Origin of the sequence: Siculibacillus lacustris (assembly GCF_004328075.1) — a bacterium.
GTDB lineage: Bacteria > Pseudomonadota > Alphaproteobacteria > Rhizobiales > Ancalomicrobiaceae > Siculibacillus > Siculibacillus lacustris.
Genome location: NZ_SJFN01000006.1, coordinates 86622 through 103474, shown reverse-complemented (window position 1 = coordinate 103474; position 16853 = coordinate 86622). Strand labels below are relative to the sequence as shown.

Sequence of the window (16853 nt, the reverse complement as noted above, 5' to 3'; positions counted from 1 at the left end):
CGGGGGGGGGCGCCGCGCCGTGAGGTCGATCGCGCCGGAGGCCGGCGCGATCGGCAGGTCACGCGATCACTTGATCACGAAGGGCAGCAGGCCGATGAAGCGGGCGCGCTTGATCGCCTTGGCGAGCTCGCGCTGCTTCTTGGCCGACACCGCGGTGATCCGCGACGGCACGATCTTGCCGCGCTCGGAGACGAAGCGCTGCAGGAGCTTGACGTCCTTGTAGTCGATCTTCGGGGCGTTGGCGCCGGAGAACGGGCAGGTCTTGCGGCGACGGAAGAAGGGACGCCGGGCCGGGCTGGAATTGACGTCGACCATCACGCGTTCTCCTCGTCCACCAGTTCGGTCATCTCGTCACGACGGGGGCCGCGATCCCGACGGGGACCACGATCGCCGCGGTCGCCACCGCGATCACCCCGGTCGCGCTCGCCGCCGCGGCGGTCGTCGCGACGATCGTCGCGGTCGCGCTTCTGCAGCATCACCGACTGGCCGTCTTCGTGCTCCTCGACGCGGATGGTCAGGAAGCGCAGCACGTCTTCCGACAGGCGCTCCTGGCGTTCCACTTCGGCGACCGCCGCGTAGGGCGCGTCGATGTTGAGGAGGGCGTAGTGAGCCTTGCGGTTCTTCTTGACCCGATAGGCGAGGGACTTGAGGCCCCAGTTTTCGATCTTGGTGATCTTGCCACCGAGACCTTCGACGATGGTCTTGTATTGCGCGATCAGCGTGTCGACGGCCTGCGCCGACACGTCCTGGCGAGCCAGGAACACGTGCTCGTAGAGCGGCATTGAAAAACCTTTCCTCGTTTCTCCGACGGACCGTGAGGAACGGTCGCGTCGACCGAGGGGCGCCGGCGCCAAGCCTCCCGGGGATCCCTCACGAGGAAGGGCCCGAAACAAACATGACTGTCGGTGAGCGGAGACACGGGACGACGGATCGATCTTCGATCCTGCCGCGGCGATCTTCCGATGTTCGGAAAAAGACCACGACCGTCCGTTCAGCCCCCGGCCGAGCGCCCGACGGAATGGCCGGGTTCTACAGATTTTCCGGCGCGATGCAAGGGGAAACGCGCGGCGGCGGTCGAAACGCCGGCTCCGGCGCTCGCGGCGTCCCGCCCGCCCCCACCCATGCGAAACGGCCGGCCGGGTCGCCCCGGTCGGCCGTCGGTTCGTTCGGGTCGTCGTCGCGCCTCAGGCGCGGACGGTGGCCAGGAAGCGGGTCATCGCGCCGCGCAGCGCGTCGGACTGCTGGGCGAGGTCGGCCGCCGAGGCGACCACCACGCCGGAGGCCTTCGCGGTCTCGTCCACCGCGCCGCGGATCCCGACGATGTTGGCGGTGACCTGCTGGGTGCCGCGCGCCGCTTGGGTGACGTTGTGGGCGATCTCGCGGGTCGCCGCGCCCTGCTGGTCGACCGAGGAGGCGATCGCCGCGGCGATCCGGTTCATCTGGTCGATGATCGCGGTGATGCCGACGATCGCCGTCGCCGAGGCCTGGGTCGAGGCCTGGATCTCGCCGATCTGCGAGGCGATCTCCGAGGTCGCCTTCGACGTCTGGTCGGCGAGCTGCTTGACCTCGGCGGCGACCACCGCGAAGCCCTTGCCGGCCTCGCCGGCCCGCGCCGCTTCGATCGTCGCATTGAGGGCGAGCAGATTGGTCTGCCCGGCGATGTTGTTGATCAGATCCACCACCTGACCGATCTTGTTGGCCGAGTTCGACAACTCGCGCACCTTCTCGGCGGTCGCCCCGGCGTCGCGGGAGGCGATGCCGGCGACATGGGCCGATTCGTCGACCTGGCGCTTGATCTCGCCGATCGACGACGCCAGTTCTTCCGCGGCGGAGGCCACCGTCTCGACGTTGGCGGCGGCTTCGTTGGCGCCGCTCGACGCCTGTCCCGACTGGTCGGCGACGTTGCCGGTCGCCGACGACATGGTCTGCGCGGCCGAATCGAGGCGGCCCGAAGCGGCGACCACCCGATCGACGATGCCGCCCATGGTCTGCTCGAACTCGTCGGCTAGCTTCATCATCGTCTCGCGACGCTCGCGCTCCTGGCGCGCCCGCTCCGCTTCGGCGAGGGCCGTCTTGCGCCGCGCCTCCTCTTCGGCGCCGACCCGGATGTGGTCGACGGCCCGGGCGATGTCGCCGATCTCGTCGCGCCGGTCGGCGCCGGCGATCTTCGCCAATGTCTCGCCCGAGGCGATCCGCCGCAGCGCATCGGCCAGCGAGCCGATCGGCGAGGCGATGCCGTGGCCGACGAAGGCCATGCCGCCCAGTGCGACCACCGCCACGCCGGCGGCGACCAGCAATTGCCAGAACAGATCGGCCGAGGCCCGCGCGTCGAGCGCGCCCGACAGCCGCGCCGCTTCGGCCATGACCACCGTGCGCGGCACCTGGATCAGCACCGACCATGCGCCCCCGGTCCGGCCCAGTTGGACCGGCGCGAAGACTTTGAGGCTGTCGGTCGCCTTGTCGATGGTGATCTCGCTGCGGCCGGCGCGCAGAATGTCCATGTCGGCCCGGGCGTCCTTGTCGAGGGCGTCGAAGGATCCGCCGATTGCCTTGGGATTGGCGCTCGACGCCACCACCAGACCGGCGTTGGAGACGATCGCCAGCGACCCCTTGCCGCCGTAGATCGAGCCGTTGACCTGTTCCGCCAGGGTCTGGACGAAGGCGAGGTCGAAGTCGGCGCCGGCGACGCCGAGGAATTTGCCGCCGACCTTGATCGGCACCGACATGGTGGCGAGATGGACCGCCTTGCCCTGGACGATGTAGGGCAGGGGGGCGAGGATGTTCTCCTTGCCGGTCTCCTGCGGACCGATGAACCAGCCGCCCTTCATCACGCCGTTCGCGTGGAGGTCGCGACTGTCGTATTCGACCAGCGGCTGCAATGCGATCTTGCCGGCGGAATCGCGGGTCCAATAGGGCAGGGCACGACCGGTGGCGTCCGATCCGATCGCCTTGTCGCCGGCATGCGCCTTGTCGTGGCCGTCGAGGGCGTCGGGCATCCAGGCGCTGTAGGTGCCGTTGAAGCGCGGATTGTCCTCGAGCACCCGCAGCAGCAGGCCGTTGAGCTGGGCCCGTCGGATGTCGATCGCCGATCCGCCGCGCTCCGCCGCCTCGGCCACGGTCTCCAGCGCCCGCGCCATGTTGCGCGCCGCATCGAAGGCCGAGTCGACCTCCTTCTGGACGACGCCCGCCTGGGCGGCCGCCAAGCGCCCGAGGGACTCGCGGCTCGCGCCGTCGAGCAGGGTGCCGACCGTGCTGTCGACGAAGTTGCCGGTCTTCTCGGCCGCGACGATGCCGTAGCCGACCAGGGCGCCGGTCGATCCGAGAACGCAGAGAGCCGAGAGGGCGACGATCCGCACTCTCACGGAATGGATGTTCATCGACGAGTCCTCACTATTGTTCCTCAAGGGAAGCGTGGACATCCGGAAAATAACAAGTGGTTAATGAAATTCTTCAATCGAATGGAATTTCATTTAATGACGCTGCGTAAGAGTATTTGAACTGATGTGTCTACGCGTGTGTTTCGATGTGACTGCCAGCGTTGCGATCGCGTCCTTCGTCTTGCCGCCCCGGCCGAGCAGGGGGTCGCCGAGTGCTCGAGGGGGGGCCTGCCCCTTCGCCATCCGCGCTTTCCCCATCGACGTCTGTTTCTCTTGACTCTTTCGCCGGCCCGCGGTCTCTCGCGCCTCAGGGGGAGCCGCGTGCCCCTCGCGCCGAAGAGACCGAACGATTCGAGGCGAAGACCATGACCATCGCTTTCACCTTTCCGGGACAGGGCAGCCAGGCCGTCGGTATGGGCAAGGCCCTCGCCGACGCCTATCCGACCGCGCGTCACGTCTTCGACGAAGTCGACGACGCCCTCGGGGAGAAGCTCTCGACGTTGATGTGGGAGGGGCCCGAGGATCGGTTGACCCTCACCGAGAACGCCCAGCCGGCCTTGATGGCGGTGTCGCTCGCCGCCTGCCGGGTGCTCGAGGAAAAGGGCGTGTGGCTGAAGCGCGAAGCCGCCTTCGTCGCCGGCCATTCGCTCGGTGAATATTCGGCGCTCGCCGCCGCCGGCGCGTTGACGCTCGCCGACACCGCTCGTCTGCTGCGCATCCGCGGCCGCGCCATGCAGGCCGCCGTGCCGGTCGGCGAAGGCGCCATGGCCGCACTGCTCGGCCTCGATCTCGCCGCCGCCCGCGAAGTCGCCACGGAAGCCGCCCAGGGCGCGGTCTGTCAGGTCGCCAACGACAATGCCGACGGTCAGGTCGTGGTGTCCGGCACCAAGGCCGCGGTCGAACGCGCCGTGGAGATCGCCAAGACCCGCGGCGCCAAGCGCGCCATGCTGCTCAACGTGTCCGCGCCCTTCCATTGCGCGCTGATGCAGCCCGCCGCCGACGCCATGGCCGAGGCCCTCGCCGCGGTCGACATGCGCCGCCCGGTGGTGCCGCTGGTGTCGAACGTGCTGGCCCATTCGATCTCCGATCCCGATCAGATCCGCATCCGCCTCGTCGAGCAGGTCACCGGCACCGTCCGTTGGCGCGAATCGGTGCAGTATCTCGCCCACCACGGCGTCACCCGCCTCTACGAGATCGGCTCGGGCAAGGTCCTGAGCGGCCTCGTCAAGCGCATCGTCACCGGCGTCGAGGGCGTTCCGATCGGTACGCCGGCCGACATCGACTGCGCCGTCGTCGCCCTCGTGTGATCCACCGTCGCGCCGCCCGGCGCGAGGCCAGGGGAGAAGACCCATGTTCGATCTGACCGGCAAGGTCGCGCTCGTCACCGGCGCGACCGGCGGCATCGGCGCCGCGATCGCCGAGAGCCTGCACGCCGCCGGCGCCACCGTCGCCCTGTCGGGCACGCGCGCCGCGGTGCTCGAGGAGCTGAAGGCCCGACTCGGCGACCGCGCCGAGGCCTTCGTCTGCGATCTCTCGGACCGCGCCTCGGTCGACGCCCTGGTCCCGGCCGTCGAAGCGGCGTTCGGCCGCATCGACATTCTCGTGAACAATGCCGGGATCACCCGCGACAATCTGTTCATGCGCATGAAGGACGAAGAGTGGGACAAGGTCATCGAGGTGAATCTCACCTCCGGCTTCCGTCTCGCCCGCGCCTGCCTGCGCGGCATGATGAAGCGGCGCTTCGGCCGCATCGTCGGCATCACCTCGGTGGTCGGCGTCACCGGCAACCCCGGCCAGGGCAACTATGCCGCGGCCAAGGCCGGGATGATCGGCATGTCGAAGTCGCTCGCCCAGGAAGTGGCGAGCCGCAACATCACCGTCAACTGCGTCGCGCCGGGCTTCATCGAAACGCCGATGACCGACGTCCTGACCGACAAGCAGAAGGAAGGAATCCTCGGCGCGGTGCCCGCCGGGCGCCTCGGTCGGGCGGCCGAAATCGCCGCCTCCGTGGTATTCCTGTCGAGCGACGAAGCCGCCTACACGACCGGTCAGACGCTCCATGTCAACGGCGGCATGGCGATGATCTGATTGAGGAATTCCGGGTCGTCCCGGCCGTTGCGCGAGCATTCGGCCGCAGGCCCGGATCTCTGGTCAAGGCTGGTAAAGTATGCTAGCACGACGCGGTCTCGCCTGAAGAAGGCGAAAACTCCGAAGCGACACCGAGGAACGACGAAGCTTCGTCCTCCGCGGCGTCCGACGAAGACGAGACGATCGATCGTGGGTCTGCGCGAGTGTCGCGGTCCACGGACCAAGCCGGGGGGCGACGGTCGTCGACTAACGTGGTCCTTCCCGATCCGACGTCCCCGAGGGGCGGCGGGGAGGGGCAAGGGGCGATCCGGCCGCTCGGCCGAGAGCGCTCTCTCCGAAGAGCCTTCGGGCGTCGGGACGCCGCGCACCTCGCGTGTCGCGGCCTCGGTCGGAGTTCGTATCGGGGCATCGGCCGGGCGGTCGGTGGTTTCGGGGTCGGTTTATCCTGTTCTAGGAAGAGAAACACATGAGCGACATCGCTGAACGCGTGAAGAAGATCGTAGTCGAGCACCTGGGCGTCGACGCCGAGAAGGTGACCGAGAATGCGAGCTTCATCGACGACCTCGGCTCCGACTCGCTGGACGTGGTCGAGCTGGTCATGGCGTTCGAAGAAGAATTCGGCGTCGAGATTCCCGACGATGCCGCCGAGACGATCCTGACCGTCGGCGACGCGGTCAAGTTCCTCGAGAAGAACGTGGCCTGATGACCCTCGGGGCAAGATCGGGCGTCTCGTCCGATCTTCCCCGCGGCCATCGGCTCGACAGGCGACGCCGACCTCCGCGGCCGGCGTGCAATCATCGGGCGGCCGTACGACGTACGGGACCCGATCGTGGGATACGCGACCGAACCGTGGTGCTCCGCGGCAGCCGGATCTGGCGGCCTCCCCGCCTCCCGCATCGTTCGCGCGGGCGGTAGTTCCCGTGACGGAGCGCGTCCTGTTCGGCGGCTCCATTCTCCCGAGATCGGATCGCGGTCGAACGGCTGGACAGGGAAGGCCCGGTCCGCCGAGCTTCGGCTCGCGGAGTCGTGCCTCTGTCACCGTCGCGGTGCCCGACCTCGGAAGGGACGTCCGGACGACCGCCGCCGCAGCCGCGGCCCGATCGTGTCCGGTATCAATGGAACACGGGTTGGGAAGGTGTCGCGATGCGTCGGGTCGTAGTCACGGGTCTCGGAATGGTCACGCCGCTCGGCAACGGCGTGGAAACGACATGGTCGAATGTTCTGGCCGGCAAGAGCGGCGCCGTCCGAATTTCGGACTTCGAGGTCGAAGACCTGGCCTGCAAGATCGCCGCCCGCATCCCACGGGGTGACGGCACCGGGGGCACCTTCGACCCCGATCGCTACATGGACCCCAAGGAACAGCGCAAGGTCGACGAATTCATCGTCTTCGCCATGGCCGCCGCGGCCCAGGCCCTCGACGACGCCGGCTGGCATCCCAAGAGCTACGAGGACCAGTGCGCTTCGGGCGTGCTGATCGGCTCCGGCATCGGCGGCATCGGCGGCATCTACGAGGCGGCGATCGTCCTCAAGGAGCGCGGCCCCCGCCGCATCTCGCCGTTCTTCATCCCCGGCCGTCTGATCAATCTCGCCGGCGGCTACGTCTCGATCGCCCACGGCCTCAAGGGTCCGAACCATTCGGTGGTCACCGCCTGTTCGACCGGCGCCCATGCGATCGGCGACGCGGCCCGCTTCATCGCGCTCGGCGACGCCGACGTGATGGTCGCGGGCGGTGCCGAGAGCCCGGTCAACCGCCTGTCGATCGCCGGTTTCGCGGCCTGCCGGGCCCTCGCCACCGTCTTCAACGACGATCCGACCCGCGCCTCGCGTCCCTACGACAAGGACCGCGACGGCTTCCTGATGGGTGAGGGCTCCGGCGTCCTGGTGCTCGAGGAACGCGAACACGCCAAGGCCCGCGGCGCCAAGATCTACGCCGAAGTGATCGGCTACGGCCTGTCGGGCGACGCCTTCCACATCACCGCCCCGTCCGAGGACGGCGACGGCGCCTTCCGCTGCATGTCGGCCGCTCTCAAGCGCGCCGGCCTGACACCGGGCGACGTCGACTACATCAACGCCCACGGCACCTCGACCATGGCCGACGGGATCGAACTGGGGGCGGTCGAACGCCTGCTCGGGCCCGCCGCCGCCTCGGCCGCGATGTCCTCGACCAAGTCGATGACCGGTCACCTGCTCGGTGCCGCCGGCGCCATCGAGGCGATCTTCTCGATCCTGACGATCCGCGACGGCATCTGCCCGCCGACCATCAACCTCGACAATCCCGAGTTCGTGACGCCGATCGACCTGATCCCGCACGTCGCCAAGAAGAAGGACGTCGAGGTCGCCCTGTCGAACTCCTTCGGCTTCGGCGGCACCAACGCCACGGTGATCTTCCGCCGTCCCGACTGAGCCGCCGTCGCGCGGGTCCCAAACGTCTGCGGCGAGGCCGCGGCGGGTCGCCCGTCGCGGCCTCGTTCGTTCCCGGGGCTCTCCCGCGGCGCGCAAACCGCGGTTTTCCCCAGTCCCGGACCGGAGATGACGCTGGGGCGCTTGCGGAGGCGTCCCCGAAGCCCGTTAATGCGGCACGTGTGCCGGAGGAGAATCGGCCGCGCGGCGAAAAGCGCCGGGCGGCACCGGACCGTGGTTTCGCCACGTTCTTCTGCTCGATTGCGGCGCACTTCGTCCGCTTCGATCCTTTCGAGCCGTGAGGTGTCATGACGTCCGAGACGATCGATTCCGAGGGACGCCCGCACGACGGCGGCGCACCGCCGGCCGCCGCGGCGCAACCGGTGCCGAGCGCGCCGGCCGCCGCCACCGCTCCCGAGCCCCACCCGCCCGAGGTCGCCGAGCCGGTTTCGCCGCCGCCCGCCGCTCCGGCCGAGGTCAAGCGCAGCTCGCCCAAGAGCCCGCGCGCGGCGATCGAGCCGTCGGAAGTGCCCCCGCCGCCGGGGCGCTCCAAGACCGCCAAGAACCCGACCATCGTCTTCCTCAACGGCATCTTCACGCTTCTGACCGTGCTCGCCCTCGGCATCGGCGGTCTGGTGGTGATCGGCAAGCAACGCTTCGATGCGGTCGGCCCCCTGTCGGCGCCGGTGGTGGTGGTGATCCCGCCCAACGCCTCGCCCGGCGGCATCGCCGATCTCCTGGAAAAGAACGGCGTCGTCTCCGACTCCCTGACCTTCTCGCTCGGCACCCGCCTGCTCAAAGAGGCCGATCGGCTGAAGGCCGGCGAATACGAATTCCCGCCCGCCGCGTCGATGCGCGAGGCGATGGAGATCATCGTCGAGGGCCGCACCGTGCCCCACCGCATCACCTTCCCCGAAGGCTGGTCGAGCGAGCAGATCGTCCGCCGCCTGGAGGAGGACAAGGTGCTGACCGGCAAGATCGCCGCGATCCCCGAAGAAGGCGCCCTGCTGCCGGACACCTACAGCTACGCCCGCGGCACCACCACCCGCGAACAGATCCTCGACCAGATGCGCAAGGCCCAGGACAAGCGCCTGACCGAGGTCTGGGCCCGTCGCATCGACGGCCTGCCGCTCGGCAATCCGCGCGATCTGGTGATCCTCGCCTCGATCGTCGAGAAGGAGACCGGCAAGGCCGACGAACGGCCGCGGGTCGCCGCGGTGTTCATCAACCGGCTGAAGCGCGGCATGCGCCTCGAGACCGATCCGACCGTCCTCTACGGGCTCTACGGCGGCAAGGCCTGGCTCGAGGGGCGTACCCTGATGCGCGCCGATCTCGCCTCGCCGAACCCCTACAACACCTACAAGATCCCCGGTCTGCCGCCGGGCCCGATCTGTAATCCCGGCCGCGCCGCGATGGAGGCGGTGGCCAATCCGTCGCGCACCGACGAGCTGTTCTTCGTCGCCGACGGCACCGGCGGCCACGTCTTCGCCACCACGCTGGAGGAGCACAACCGCAACGTCCAGCGCTGGCGGACGATCGAGCAGGGCCGGCGGGCGACCGACGCTCCGGCCCCGCCCGCCGCCGTGACGCCGCCGCCCGCGACCGGCGGGACCCGGCCCGCCGCCGGCCGCCCGGCGACCGCCGCCCCGGTGGTGCCGCCCATCGCGCCGAAGATCAACTGACGCCTCACGCTTCGTCACCGCCACCGGAGAGACCTTCTCGATGACCCTGTGCAGCATGACCGGTTTCGCGCGGTACGACGGCGGAGCCCATGGCCAGCGTTGGACCTGGGAGCTGCGCTCGGTCAACGGCAAGGGCCTCGACGTCCGCCTGCGCCTGCCGCCCGGCTACGACCGCCTGGAGGCGCCGACCCGCGAGCGGGCCACCGGGCGTCTGGTGCGCGGCAATCTCCAGGTCTCGCTGACGCTCACCCGCGAAGCCGCCACTTCGACCCTGCGGGTCAACGAGGAGGTGCTCGCCGCGGTGCTCGCCGCCATGAACCTGGTCGCCGACCGTATCGACGCCACCGCGCCGACCCTCGACGGTATCCTGGGGATCAAGGGCGTGCTCGAGACCGTCGACGTCCAGGAGGACGCGGCGACCCGCGAGGCCATCGACGCGGCGATCCTCGCCGATCTCGACCGGGCGCTCGCCGATCTGGTCGCCGCCCGGGCCCGCGAGGGCGAAGCGATCGGCCGCATCCTGTCGGCCCAGATCGACACCGTCGAGCGGCTGACGCTGGCCGCCGAAGCCTGCCCTGCGCGCACCCCCCAGGCGATCCGCGCCCGCCTCGCCGATCAGGTCGCCGCCCTCGTCGAGGCCTCCTCGACCCTCGATCCGCAGCGCCTGCATCAGGAGGCGGTGCTGCTCGCCACCCGCGCCGACATCCGCGAGGAGCTCGACCGGCTGACCACCCATGTCGCCGAAGCCCGTCGCCTGCTCGCCCAGGGCACCGCCGTCGGTCGCCGCCTCGACTTCCTCGCCCAGGAATTCAACCGCGAGACCAACACTCTGTGCTCGAAGTCCAACGACCGTGAGCTGACCACCATCGGCCTCGAGATGAAGGCGACGGTCGACCAGCTGCGTGAGCAGATCCAGAACATCGAGTGAGCGCGACCCGAGCGGAGCCGCCTCCGCGCCCGCCGCCCGCGCTCCAGATCGAGAGACCCTCCATGCCCGCCGCCGCCGCCCCGCTCGCCCCGACCCGCCGCCGCGGCCTCGGTCTGATTCTCGCGTCGCCCTCCGGGGCCGGCAAGTCGACGCTGTCGCGCCAGTTGATCGCCGACGAGAAGCCCTCGATCACCCTGTCGGTGTCGGTGACCACTCGCGAGCGGCGGTCGAGCGAGATCGACGGCGTCCACTACCGCTTCGTGACGCGCGCCCGCTTCGAGGCGATGCGCGACCACGACGAGCTGCTGGAATGGGCCGAGGTCCACGGCAATTTCTACGGCACCCCGCGCGAGCCGGTCGAAGCGGCCTTCGCCGAGGGCCGCGACATGCTGTTCGACATCGACTGGCAGGGCACCGTCCAGGTGCTGGACAAGCTCCCCGACGACGTGGTCACCATCTTCATCCTGCCGCCGTCGATGCGCGAACTGGCCAGCCGCCTGCATCGCCGCGCCGAGGACGCCGAGGAGGTGATCGCCCGCCGCCTCGCCAATGCCCGCATCGAGATCGCCGAGTGGCAGCGCTTCGACTACGTGGTGGTCAACGACGACCTCGAGCGCGCCTATGGCGACGTCCGGGCGATCCTCCGCGCCGAGCGCCTGAAGCGCCGCCGCGGCACCGGCCTCGACGGTTTCGTCGCCGGCCTGCTCGCCGAAGGCTGAGCCTTCACCCGAGCGCGTTGGTCAGGCGCACGAAGCCCGCCACGTCGATCTCTTCGGCCCGCCGCGTCGGTTCGATGCGGGCCGCCGCCAGCGCCTCGAGGATGCCGGGGCCGAGCGGCTTCAGCGATTGCCTGAGCATCTTGCGGCGCTGGCCGAAGGCCGCGGCGACCACCCGTTCGAGCCGGTCGGGATCGACCGCCAAGGGTGCCGCCCGCGGTACCACGCGCACCACCGACGACGTGACCTTGGGCGGCGGCGTGAAGGCCTGGGGCGAGAGATCGAACAGGATCTTCGAGTCGGCGCGCCAGCCGGCGAGCACCCCGAGCCGGCCATAGGCGTCGTCGGCTTCGGTCGCGACGATCCGTTCGGCGACCTCGCGCTGGAACATCAAGGTGGCGCTCGACCACCACGGCGGCCACGGATCGGCGCGCAGCCAACCGACCAGCAGCGGCGTGGCGACGTTGTAGGGCAGGTTGGCGCAGATCCGGGCGCGCGCCCCCGGCGTCCCGCGCGCCGCCGCGTCGGCCGCCACCAATCCGCCGATGTCGACCTCCAGGGCATCGCCCTCGATCACCTCGAGCCGTCCGGGATGGCGCTCGGCGATCTCGGCGAGCGCCGCGAGACACCGCGGATCGCGTTCGATCGCCACCACCTTGCGCGCCCCGGCGGCGAGCAGCGCCCGCGTCAGCCCGCCGGGTCCCGGCCCGACCTCGATCACCAGCTCGTCGTCGAAGGCGCCGGAGGCCCGGGCGATCCGCGAGGTCAGGTTGAGGTCGAGCAGGAAGTTCTGGCCGAGCGACTTCAGCGCCGACAGGCCGTGGCGGGCGATCACGTCGCGCAACGGCGGCAGGTCGTCGATCGCCGTCATCGCCGCGCCGCCCCGCTCATCGCCGCCGCCATCGCCAGCGCAGCGATCAGGCTCTCGGCCCGCGCGATGCCGCGCCCGGCGATGTCCAGCGCCGTGCCGTGGTCGGGCGAGGTCCGCACGAAGGGCAATCCGAGAGTGACGTTGACGGTCTCGTCGAAGGCCAGCGTCTTGACCGGGATCAGCGCCTGATCGTGATACATGCACAGCGCCGCGTCGTAGCTCGCGCGCGCCCGGGCATGGAACAGCGTGTCGGCGGGCAGCGGCCCGCGGATGTCGAGGCCCTCGGCGATCAGCTGGTCGACCGCCGGGCGGATCACCTCGAGGTCTTCGCGGCCCATCGCCCCGTCCTCGCCGGCGTGCGGATTGAGCCCCGCCACCACCAGCCGCGGCCGCTCGATCCCGAATCGCCGGGTCAGATCGGCGGCGACGATGCGGGCGGTGGCGACGATCGTCGCGGCATCGAGGCTCGCCGCCGCGGCGGCCAACGACACGTGCACGGTGACCGGCACGGTGCGCAGCTCCGGCCCGGCCAGCATCATGATCGGCCGCCAGGCGATCCCGTCGGGCGGCGGCGCGATCGTCGCGGCCAGCGCTCCGAGGAATTCGGTGTGACCGGGATGGCTGAAACCGGCGGCATAGAGCGCATGTTTGTGGATCGGCGCGGTGACCACCGCGCCCGCACGACCCGCGGCGACGTCGGCGACCGCTCGCTCGATCGCGGCGATCACGATCGGCGCGTCCTCGGTCGCGGTCCGCCCCGGCTCGCCGATCACCCGGCCGATGTCGACCACCGGCAAGGCCCGATCGAACACCGCGGCGGCGGCCTCCGGCGCGATCCGGGCGATCGGCACGGTGAGCCCCAGCGCCGCCGCGCGGCGGGCATAGAGCTCGGCGTCACCGATCGCGTAGAACGGCGCGAGCCGGTGGTCGGCGCGCCGCGCCCAGGCGACGAGCGTGACGTCCGGCCCGATCCCGGCCGGCTCGCCCATGGTGAGCGCCGACGGCACGACGGTGTCGCCGGGGGACGTTGCGGGCATGGCCGTCTCCTGAGGGGCGGGTGGGCGGCGACGGCGCCGAGCGGCCGGCGGAGGCCGGACCGGTCGGCGCGCCGCGGCTCCGTCACTTCTTGTAGTCGATCACCGCGATGCGGCGCAGATCGTTGATATAGCGGCGGGCGAACAGCTCGCCTTCCTGATTGCGCAGCTCGTCTTCGACCTTGGAGCGGACCTGGAAGTTGCCGGCGAGGTCGCGCTTGCCGCATACCGCCAGCATCTCGATGCCGATCGCCGTCCGCACCGGCTTCGACAGGTGGCCGACCGGCACGTCGGCGAGCAGGCCCTGGAAGTTCGCCGGCAGCTCGTCGTCGGTGCGCCGGCCGGCCTGCTTGACCATCGCCTCGTTGAGCGGCTTGACCAGTTCGATCAGCGACTCGCAGGTGGTCGCCTTGGCGCGCAGGGCCTCGGCCTCGCGCATCCGCGCCTCGGGCGATCCGCCCTTGGCCGCCACCACCAGCACGACCTGCTGAAGGGTGTATTCGGTGGTGGTGCCGCTGCCGGTCGACTTGGTCGCCGCCTCGCGGTTGCCGCCTTCCTTCTTGGCCAGGGCATCGACGATCTGGCTGTCGGAGATCGACACCGAGCGGCTGAACCGCCCGACCACCAGCTGCTGCCAGATGATCTGCACCTTGATCCGGGCCTTCAGCGCCTTGGCGTCGATGCCGCGCTGCGCCAGCCCCTGGGCGAGCATCGCCGGGGTGATCTTGAGCCGGGCGGCGATCGAGGCGAAGGCCGCCTCGACCTGGGCCTCCGACACGTCGGTTCCGGTGCGCTTGGCCTCCTGCAGCTTCAGGCGGTCGTCGATCAGATCCTCCAGCGCCGCCCGGTCGGCCGAGGCGCCGGTGGCGTGCGAGGTCAATTGCAGGATGCGCGAGCGCACGCCGACCTCGTTGGAGGTGATCGCCTCGCCGTTGACCACGGCCCTGATCGAGGAGGCGGCCGCCGCCGGTCCGTGGCCCGCGCCGAGGGCGAGGACGGCACCGAGCACGATCGCCCCGATCGAACTCCTGCGGCGATTGCTTGGCTGCATGTCGACGTTCCTTCCCGGGTCCGGCGTCGCCGAGCGGCCGACGTCCGGACGTTTCTCATGGCAGAGACCGCACCCGGTCCGATTGGCCCCGTGATGCGGCGAAATCGTGATCTCCGCTCAGCCGCGCGCGCGTTTCCCGCCTCCGGCCGCGACCGGACGCCGGCGCGTCAGCGCAGGCTGTTGCGCATCTGGCCGTCGCCGAGGGTGCGGAAGCCGAAGCGCAGATAATAGGTCTGATCGTGGACCGTGCTGATCGTCGACGAGGTCACCGTCTGATAGGTCGATTCGTTGTAGGCCAGCGAGATCGAGAAGGAATCGTTGTCGTAGCCGATGCCGACGTTGTCGCCGGAGACGTACCGATCCTTGAGGTCGTAGCGGATCGCCCCGAACAGCCGCCACGCCGGCGCCACCCGCAGGTTCAACGCAGACTGCAGCTCGGAGCGCTCGTCCTTGATCGCCGCGCGCACCGCCGCCGCACCGGCCAGCGGCGACACCGCGAGCAGGTCGTAGACCGCCTTCGGCGTCTTGAGATAGGACCAGCCGACGCTCGCCGAGAGCGGACCGCTGGTGCCGACCGCCTGGATGTCGGCCCGCGCGAGGTCGAACGTTGCCGAGTCGAAGCGGCCCTGGGCGCCGATGCGGAAGCCGGCGTTGCTGTCGAGGGTGACGCGTCCGACCCAGTCGGAGGCGCTGGTCTCGAGGCCCGACCCGAAGGCGGTGAGCGGCACGGCGCGACCCATCGCGGCGTCGCGCAGCAACGCCGAATAGCTCGGGAAGCCGAAGGAATTGACCCCGGAGACCAGATAGGACCGCCCCATGAGCATCGACATGGTGCTGCCGTCGGGGCTCTGGAAGGTGTAGTTGGCGCCGACATTGAGGCGCGAGCCGCCCTCGGTGCGATCCCAGCCGGAGAACTTGTCGGCCCGGAACAGCGTCGTGTCGTCGAACACCAGGCTCTGGGCGTCGTCGTTGGCCAGCCGCCCGGCCCAGGTCTCGCTCGGCCGCACCACGAACTGGGCGATCGGTTCGAAGATGTGCGAGCCCTGCGCCGTGGTGGCGATGAACGGATAGCGATAGTCGACGCCGATCGTCGGCATCACCCGGCCGAAGGTGCCGTCCTTGCCGAGATAGCCGAGCGACGGATCGGTGACCTTCTCGTAGAGCAGGTCGCCGCGCAGCGAGGCGAACGGCGTGATCACCTGACCGAAGCCGTCGATGAACTGGCGCCGCCACGCCGCGATGCCGCTGACCCGGCTGAAGGTGCCGGCGAGACCATAGACCCGGCCGATCGTGTCGATGTCGCTGCGGCTGCGCGACAGGCTGGTGAAGTTGAACCGTCCCGAGACCTCGCCGCCGGCGACCGGATTCTCCGACACGAAGTCGTAGTCGATCACCGGATGGACCACCGGCTGCTTGTCCTGCAGCTCGGTGCCGGCACCCCACAGCAGCTTGTTGCCGTTCGCGTCGTAGCCGAAGTCGTCGTTGAGCACGGTGAACTTGTAGAGCCGCGCGTCGAAGGAGTTCCTGAGACCCTGGCCGGTCAGATAGGTCGACATCAGCGAATGGTCGACGCCGCTCTGGGTGAGCTTGTAGTCCGACAGGAAGTGGCGGTCGGAGATCGCCGTCGCCTCCCAACCCCAGGACCACTTTTCGTTGATCGTGAACCGGCCGGTGGTGCTGACGCCGCCGCGCACCTTGCGGTCGCCGCTGGTGTCGACATAGGCCTTGCGGTCCATCTGGTCGATGCCGAAGCCGCGCACCGTGACCAGACCGCTCTCGAAGCGATGGCGCACCTCGGCGTCGGCGAGCAGCCCCTGGCGCGACATCAGGGTCGGCTGCAGGGTGGCGTCCCAATCGGCGACCGGCGCCCAGTAGAACGGCTGTTGGACGCCCGCTCCGGTCTTGTTGGAGAAGATCACGCGCGGCATCAGGAAGCCGGTCTTGCGCTTCTCGGTCGGATCGGGGTGCTGGAAATAGGGCACATAGGCGATCGGCACGCCGAGCATCTCGAGCTTGGCGTCTTCGTAGTAGACGGTCTTCTCGTCCTGCTTGTGGATGATCCGCGCCGCCTTGATCTGCCAGAACGGCGGCTTCTCGGGCTCGTTGACGCAGGTCTGGCAGGCCGAATAGACGCCCTTCTCGAACACCGTGACGTTGCCGTCGCTGCGCTTGGCGCTCTCGGCGGCGAAGCGCGAGCGATCCACGGAATCGATGCGCAGCGACTCGACGAAGCCTTCGGCGAAGCCGTCCGAGGCGTCGAGCCGCGGCGCCGTCAGGACGTTGCCGTCCTTGTCGATCAGCCGCACGTCGCCTTCGGCGATGACCTTCCGGGTGGCCCGGAGATAGGTCACCTTGTGGGCGATCAGGGTCGTGCTCTTGTAATAGATGTGGACGTTGCCGAGCGCCGTGACCGTATCCGCGTGGTCGTCGTAGACCGCCTGATCGGCCTCCACCACCATGTGCTCGTCACGGGTGCCCGGCATCGGCGGGACGACCGGCGCCGGGCGTTCGACCGCCGGCGCGGCGCGGGCCGACGTTCCCAGAACGGGCGCGGCGAGAAGCAGGGTGAGGAGCGACACCGAGCCTACGACCAGACCGCGCCGCAGGGCGGCCGCGAAGGTCTCGGGAGGACGCGAGGGGAGGGCGGTCGAGGCCACGCGCGCCGATCCCCGCGGTCCGTCGGACGTCGGGGGCTGCTTCCGTGTG

14 protein-coding genes are annotated in these 16853 nt (G+C 69.8%); 7 read left to right on the top strand and 7 right to left on the bottom strand.

Features of this window, described 5'->3' with window-relative positions; genetic code table 11:
• Positions 1–66: 66 nt before the first annotated feature.
• From rpsR to EYW49_RS05860, 3 genes are all read right to left on the bottom strand, one after another.
• Positions 67–315, bottom strand: a complete 249-nt coding sequence (gene rpsR, locus EYW49_RS05870; protein ID WP_131307167.1) for a 30S ribosomal protein S18 — start codon at positions 313–315, stop codon at positions 67–69.
• Positions 315–782 (bottom strand): 30S ribosomal protein S6, encoded by a 468-nt coding sequence (gene rpsF / locus EYW49_RS05865; RefSeq protein WP_131307165.1) that lies wholly within the window; start codon positions 780–782, stop codon positions 315–317. The genes rpsR and rpsF overlap by 1 nt, the downstream gene beginning before the upstream one ends.
• 402 nt (positions 783–1184) lie before the next feature.
• Positions 1185–3377 carry a methyl-accepting chemotaxis protein gene (locus EYW49_RS05860; RefSeq protein WP_131307163.1) on the bottom strand — a complete coding sequence of 731 codons (2193 nt, stop codon included), beginning with the start codon at positions 3375–3377 and terminating at the stop codon, positions 1185–1187.
• Positions 3378–3742: 365 nt separating this feature from the next.
• Between EYW49_RS05860 and fabD the strand changes: the two genes are divergently transcribed.
• The 7 genes from fabD (at position 3743) to gmk (ending at position 11194) form a co-directional block, all read left to right on the top strand.
• Entirely contained in the window at positions 3743–4684 is a 942-nt protein-coding gene (gene fabD / locus EYW49_RS05855) for an ACP S-malonyltransferase (RefSeq protein WP_131307161.1), read from the top strand.
• Positions 4685–4727: 43 nt separating this feature from the next.
• Positions 4728–5465, top strand: coding sequence for a 3-oxoacyl-[acyl-carrier-protein] reductase (fabG, locus tag EYW49_RS05850; protein ID WP_131307159.1), 738 nt, complete (start codon positions 4728–4730; stop codon positions 5463–5465).
• A gap of 466 nt (positions 5466–5931) precedes the next feature.
• Entirely contained in the window at positions 5932–6168 is a 237-nt protein-coding gene (locus EYW49_RS05845; protein ID WP_131307157.1) for an acyl carrier protein, read from the top strand.
• 440 nt (positions 6169–6608) lie between these two features.
• Positions 6609–7868 (top strand): beta-ketoacyl-ACP synthase II, encoded by a 1260-nt coding sequence (fabF, locus tag EYW49_RS05840; RefSeq protein WP_131307155.1) that lies wholly within the window; start codon positions 6609–6611, stop codon positions 7866–7868.
• 305 nt (positions 7869–8173) lie between these two features.
• On the top strand, positions 8174–9547 hold the full coding sequence (mltG, locus tag EYW49_RS05835) for an endolytic transglycosylase MltG (protein WP_131307153.1): 1374 nt from the start codon (positions 8174–8176) through the stop codon (positions 9545–9547).
• Positions 9548–9587: 40 nt separating this feature from the next.
• A complete protein-coding gene (locus EYW49_RS05830) occupies positions 9588–10475 on the top strand; it encodes a YicC/YloC family endoribonuclease (protein WP_131307151.1) in 888 nt (295 codons plus the stop codon).
• Positions 10476–10537: 62 nt separating this feature from the next.
• Positions 10538–11194: a guanylate kinase gene (gmk, locus tag EYW49_RS05825; RefSeq protein WP_131307149.1), complete on the top strand. Its 657-nt coding sequence runs from the start codon at positions 10538–10540 to the stop codon at positions 11192–11194.
• A 4-nt stretch (positions 11195–11198) separates the two neighbouring features.
• On the opposite strand, the gene rsmA is transcribed toward gmk, so the two are convergent.
• From rsmA to EYW49_RS05805, 4 genes are all read right to left on the bottom strand, one after another.
• Positions 11199–12062: a 16S rRNA (adenine(1518)-N(6)/adenine(1519)-N(6))-dimethyltransferase RsmA gene (gene rsmA, locus EYW49_RS05820; RefSeq protein WP_131307147.1), complete on the bottom strand. Its 864-nt coding sequence runs from the start codon at positions 12060–12062 to the stop codon at positions 11199–11201.
• Complete coding sequence (gene pdxA / locus EYW49_RS05815; protein WP_131307145.1) at positions 12059–13099, bottom strand: 4-hydroxythreonine-4-phosphate dehydrogenase PdxA; 1041 nt, start codon at positions 13097–13099, stop codon at positions 12059–12061. Before pdxA ends, rsmA begins: the two co-directional genes overlap by 4 nt.
• 82 nt (positions 13100–13181) lie before the next feature.
• Positions 13182–14147 (bottom strand): SurA N-terminal domain-containing protein, encoded by a 966-nt coding sequence (locus EYW49_RS05810; protein ID WP_131307143.1) that lies wholly within the window; start codon positions 14145–14147, stop codon positions 13182–13184.
• Positions 14148–14314: 167 nt separating this feature from the next.
• On the bottom strand, positions 14315–16804 hold the full coding sequence (locus tag EYW49_RS05805) for an LPS-assembly protein LptD (protein ID WP_165498143.1): 2490 nt from the start codon (positions 16802–16804) through the stop codon (positions 14315–14317).
• Positions 16805–16853 lie beyond the last annotated feature (49 nt).

What these genes read in the sequence shown, in the direction of transcription:
- rpsR (WP_131307167.1), bottom strand. Translation starts at nt 315, where the DNA reads ATGGTCGACGTCAATTCCAGCCCGGCCCGGCGTCCCTTCTTCCGTCGC.
- rpsF (WP_131307165.1), bottom strand. Translation starts at nt 782, where the DNA reads ATGCCGCTCTACGAGCACGTGTTCCTGGCTCGCCAGGACGTGTCGGCG.
- EYW49_RS05860 (WP_131307163.1), bottom strand. Translation starts at nt 3,377, where the DNA reads ATGAACATCCATTCCGTGAGAGTGCGGATCGTCGCCCTCTCGGCTCTC.
- fabD (WP_131307161.1), top strand. Translation starts at nt 3,743, where the DNA reads ATGACCATCGCTTTCACCTTTCCGGGACAGGGCAGCCAGGCCGTCGGT.
- fabG (WP_131307159.1), top strand. Translation starts at nt 4,728, where the DNA reads ATGTTCGATCTGACCGGCAAGGTCGCGCTCGTCACCGGCGCGACCGGC.
- EYW49_RS05845 (WP_131307157.1), top strand. Translation starts at nt 5,932, where the DNA reads ATGAGCGACATCGCTGAACGCGTGAAGAAGATCGTAGTCGAGCACCTG.
- fabF (WP_131307155.1), top strand. Translation starts at nt 6,609, where the DNA reads ATGCGTCGGGTCGTAGTCACGGGTCTCGGAATGGTCACGCCGCTCGGC.
- mltG (WP_131307153.1), top strand. Translation starts at nt 8,174, where the DNA reads ATGACGTCCGAGACGATCGATTCCGAGGGACGCCCGCACGACGGCGGC.
- EYW49_RS05830 (WP_131307151.1), top strand. Translation starts at nt 9,588, where the DNA reads ATGACCCTGTGCAGCATGACCGGTTTCGCGCGGTACGACGGCGGAGCC.
- gmk (WP_131307149.1), top strand. Translation starts at nt 10,538, where the DNA reads ATGCCCGCCGCCGCCGCCCCGCTCGCCCCGACCCGCCGCCGCGGCCTC.
- rsmA (WP_131307147.1), bottom strand. Translation starts at nt 12,062, where the DNA reads ATGACGGCGATCGACGACCTGCCGCCGTTGCGCGACGTGATCGCCCGC.
- pdxA (WP_131307145.1), bottom strand. Translation starts at nt 13,099, where the DNA reads ATGCCCGCAACGTCCCCCGGCGACACCGTCGTGCCGTCGGCGCTCACC.
- EYW49_RS05810 (WP_131307143.1), bottom strand. Translation starts at nt 14,147, where the DNA reads ATGCAGCCAAGCAATCGCCGCAGGAGTTCGATCGGGGCGATCGTGCTC.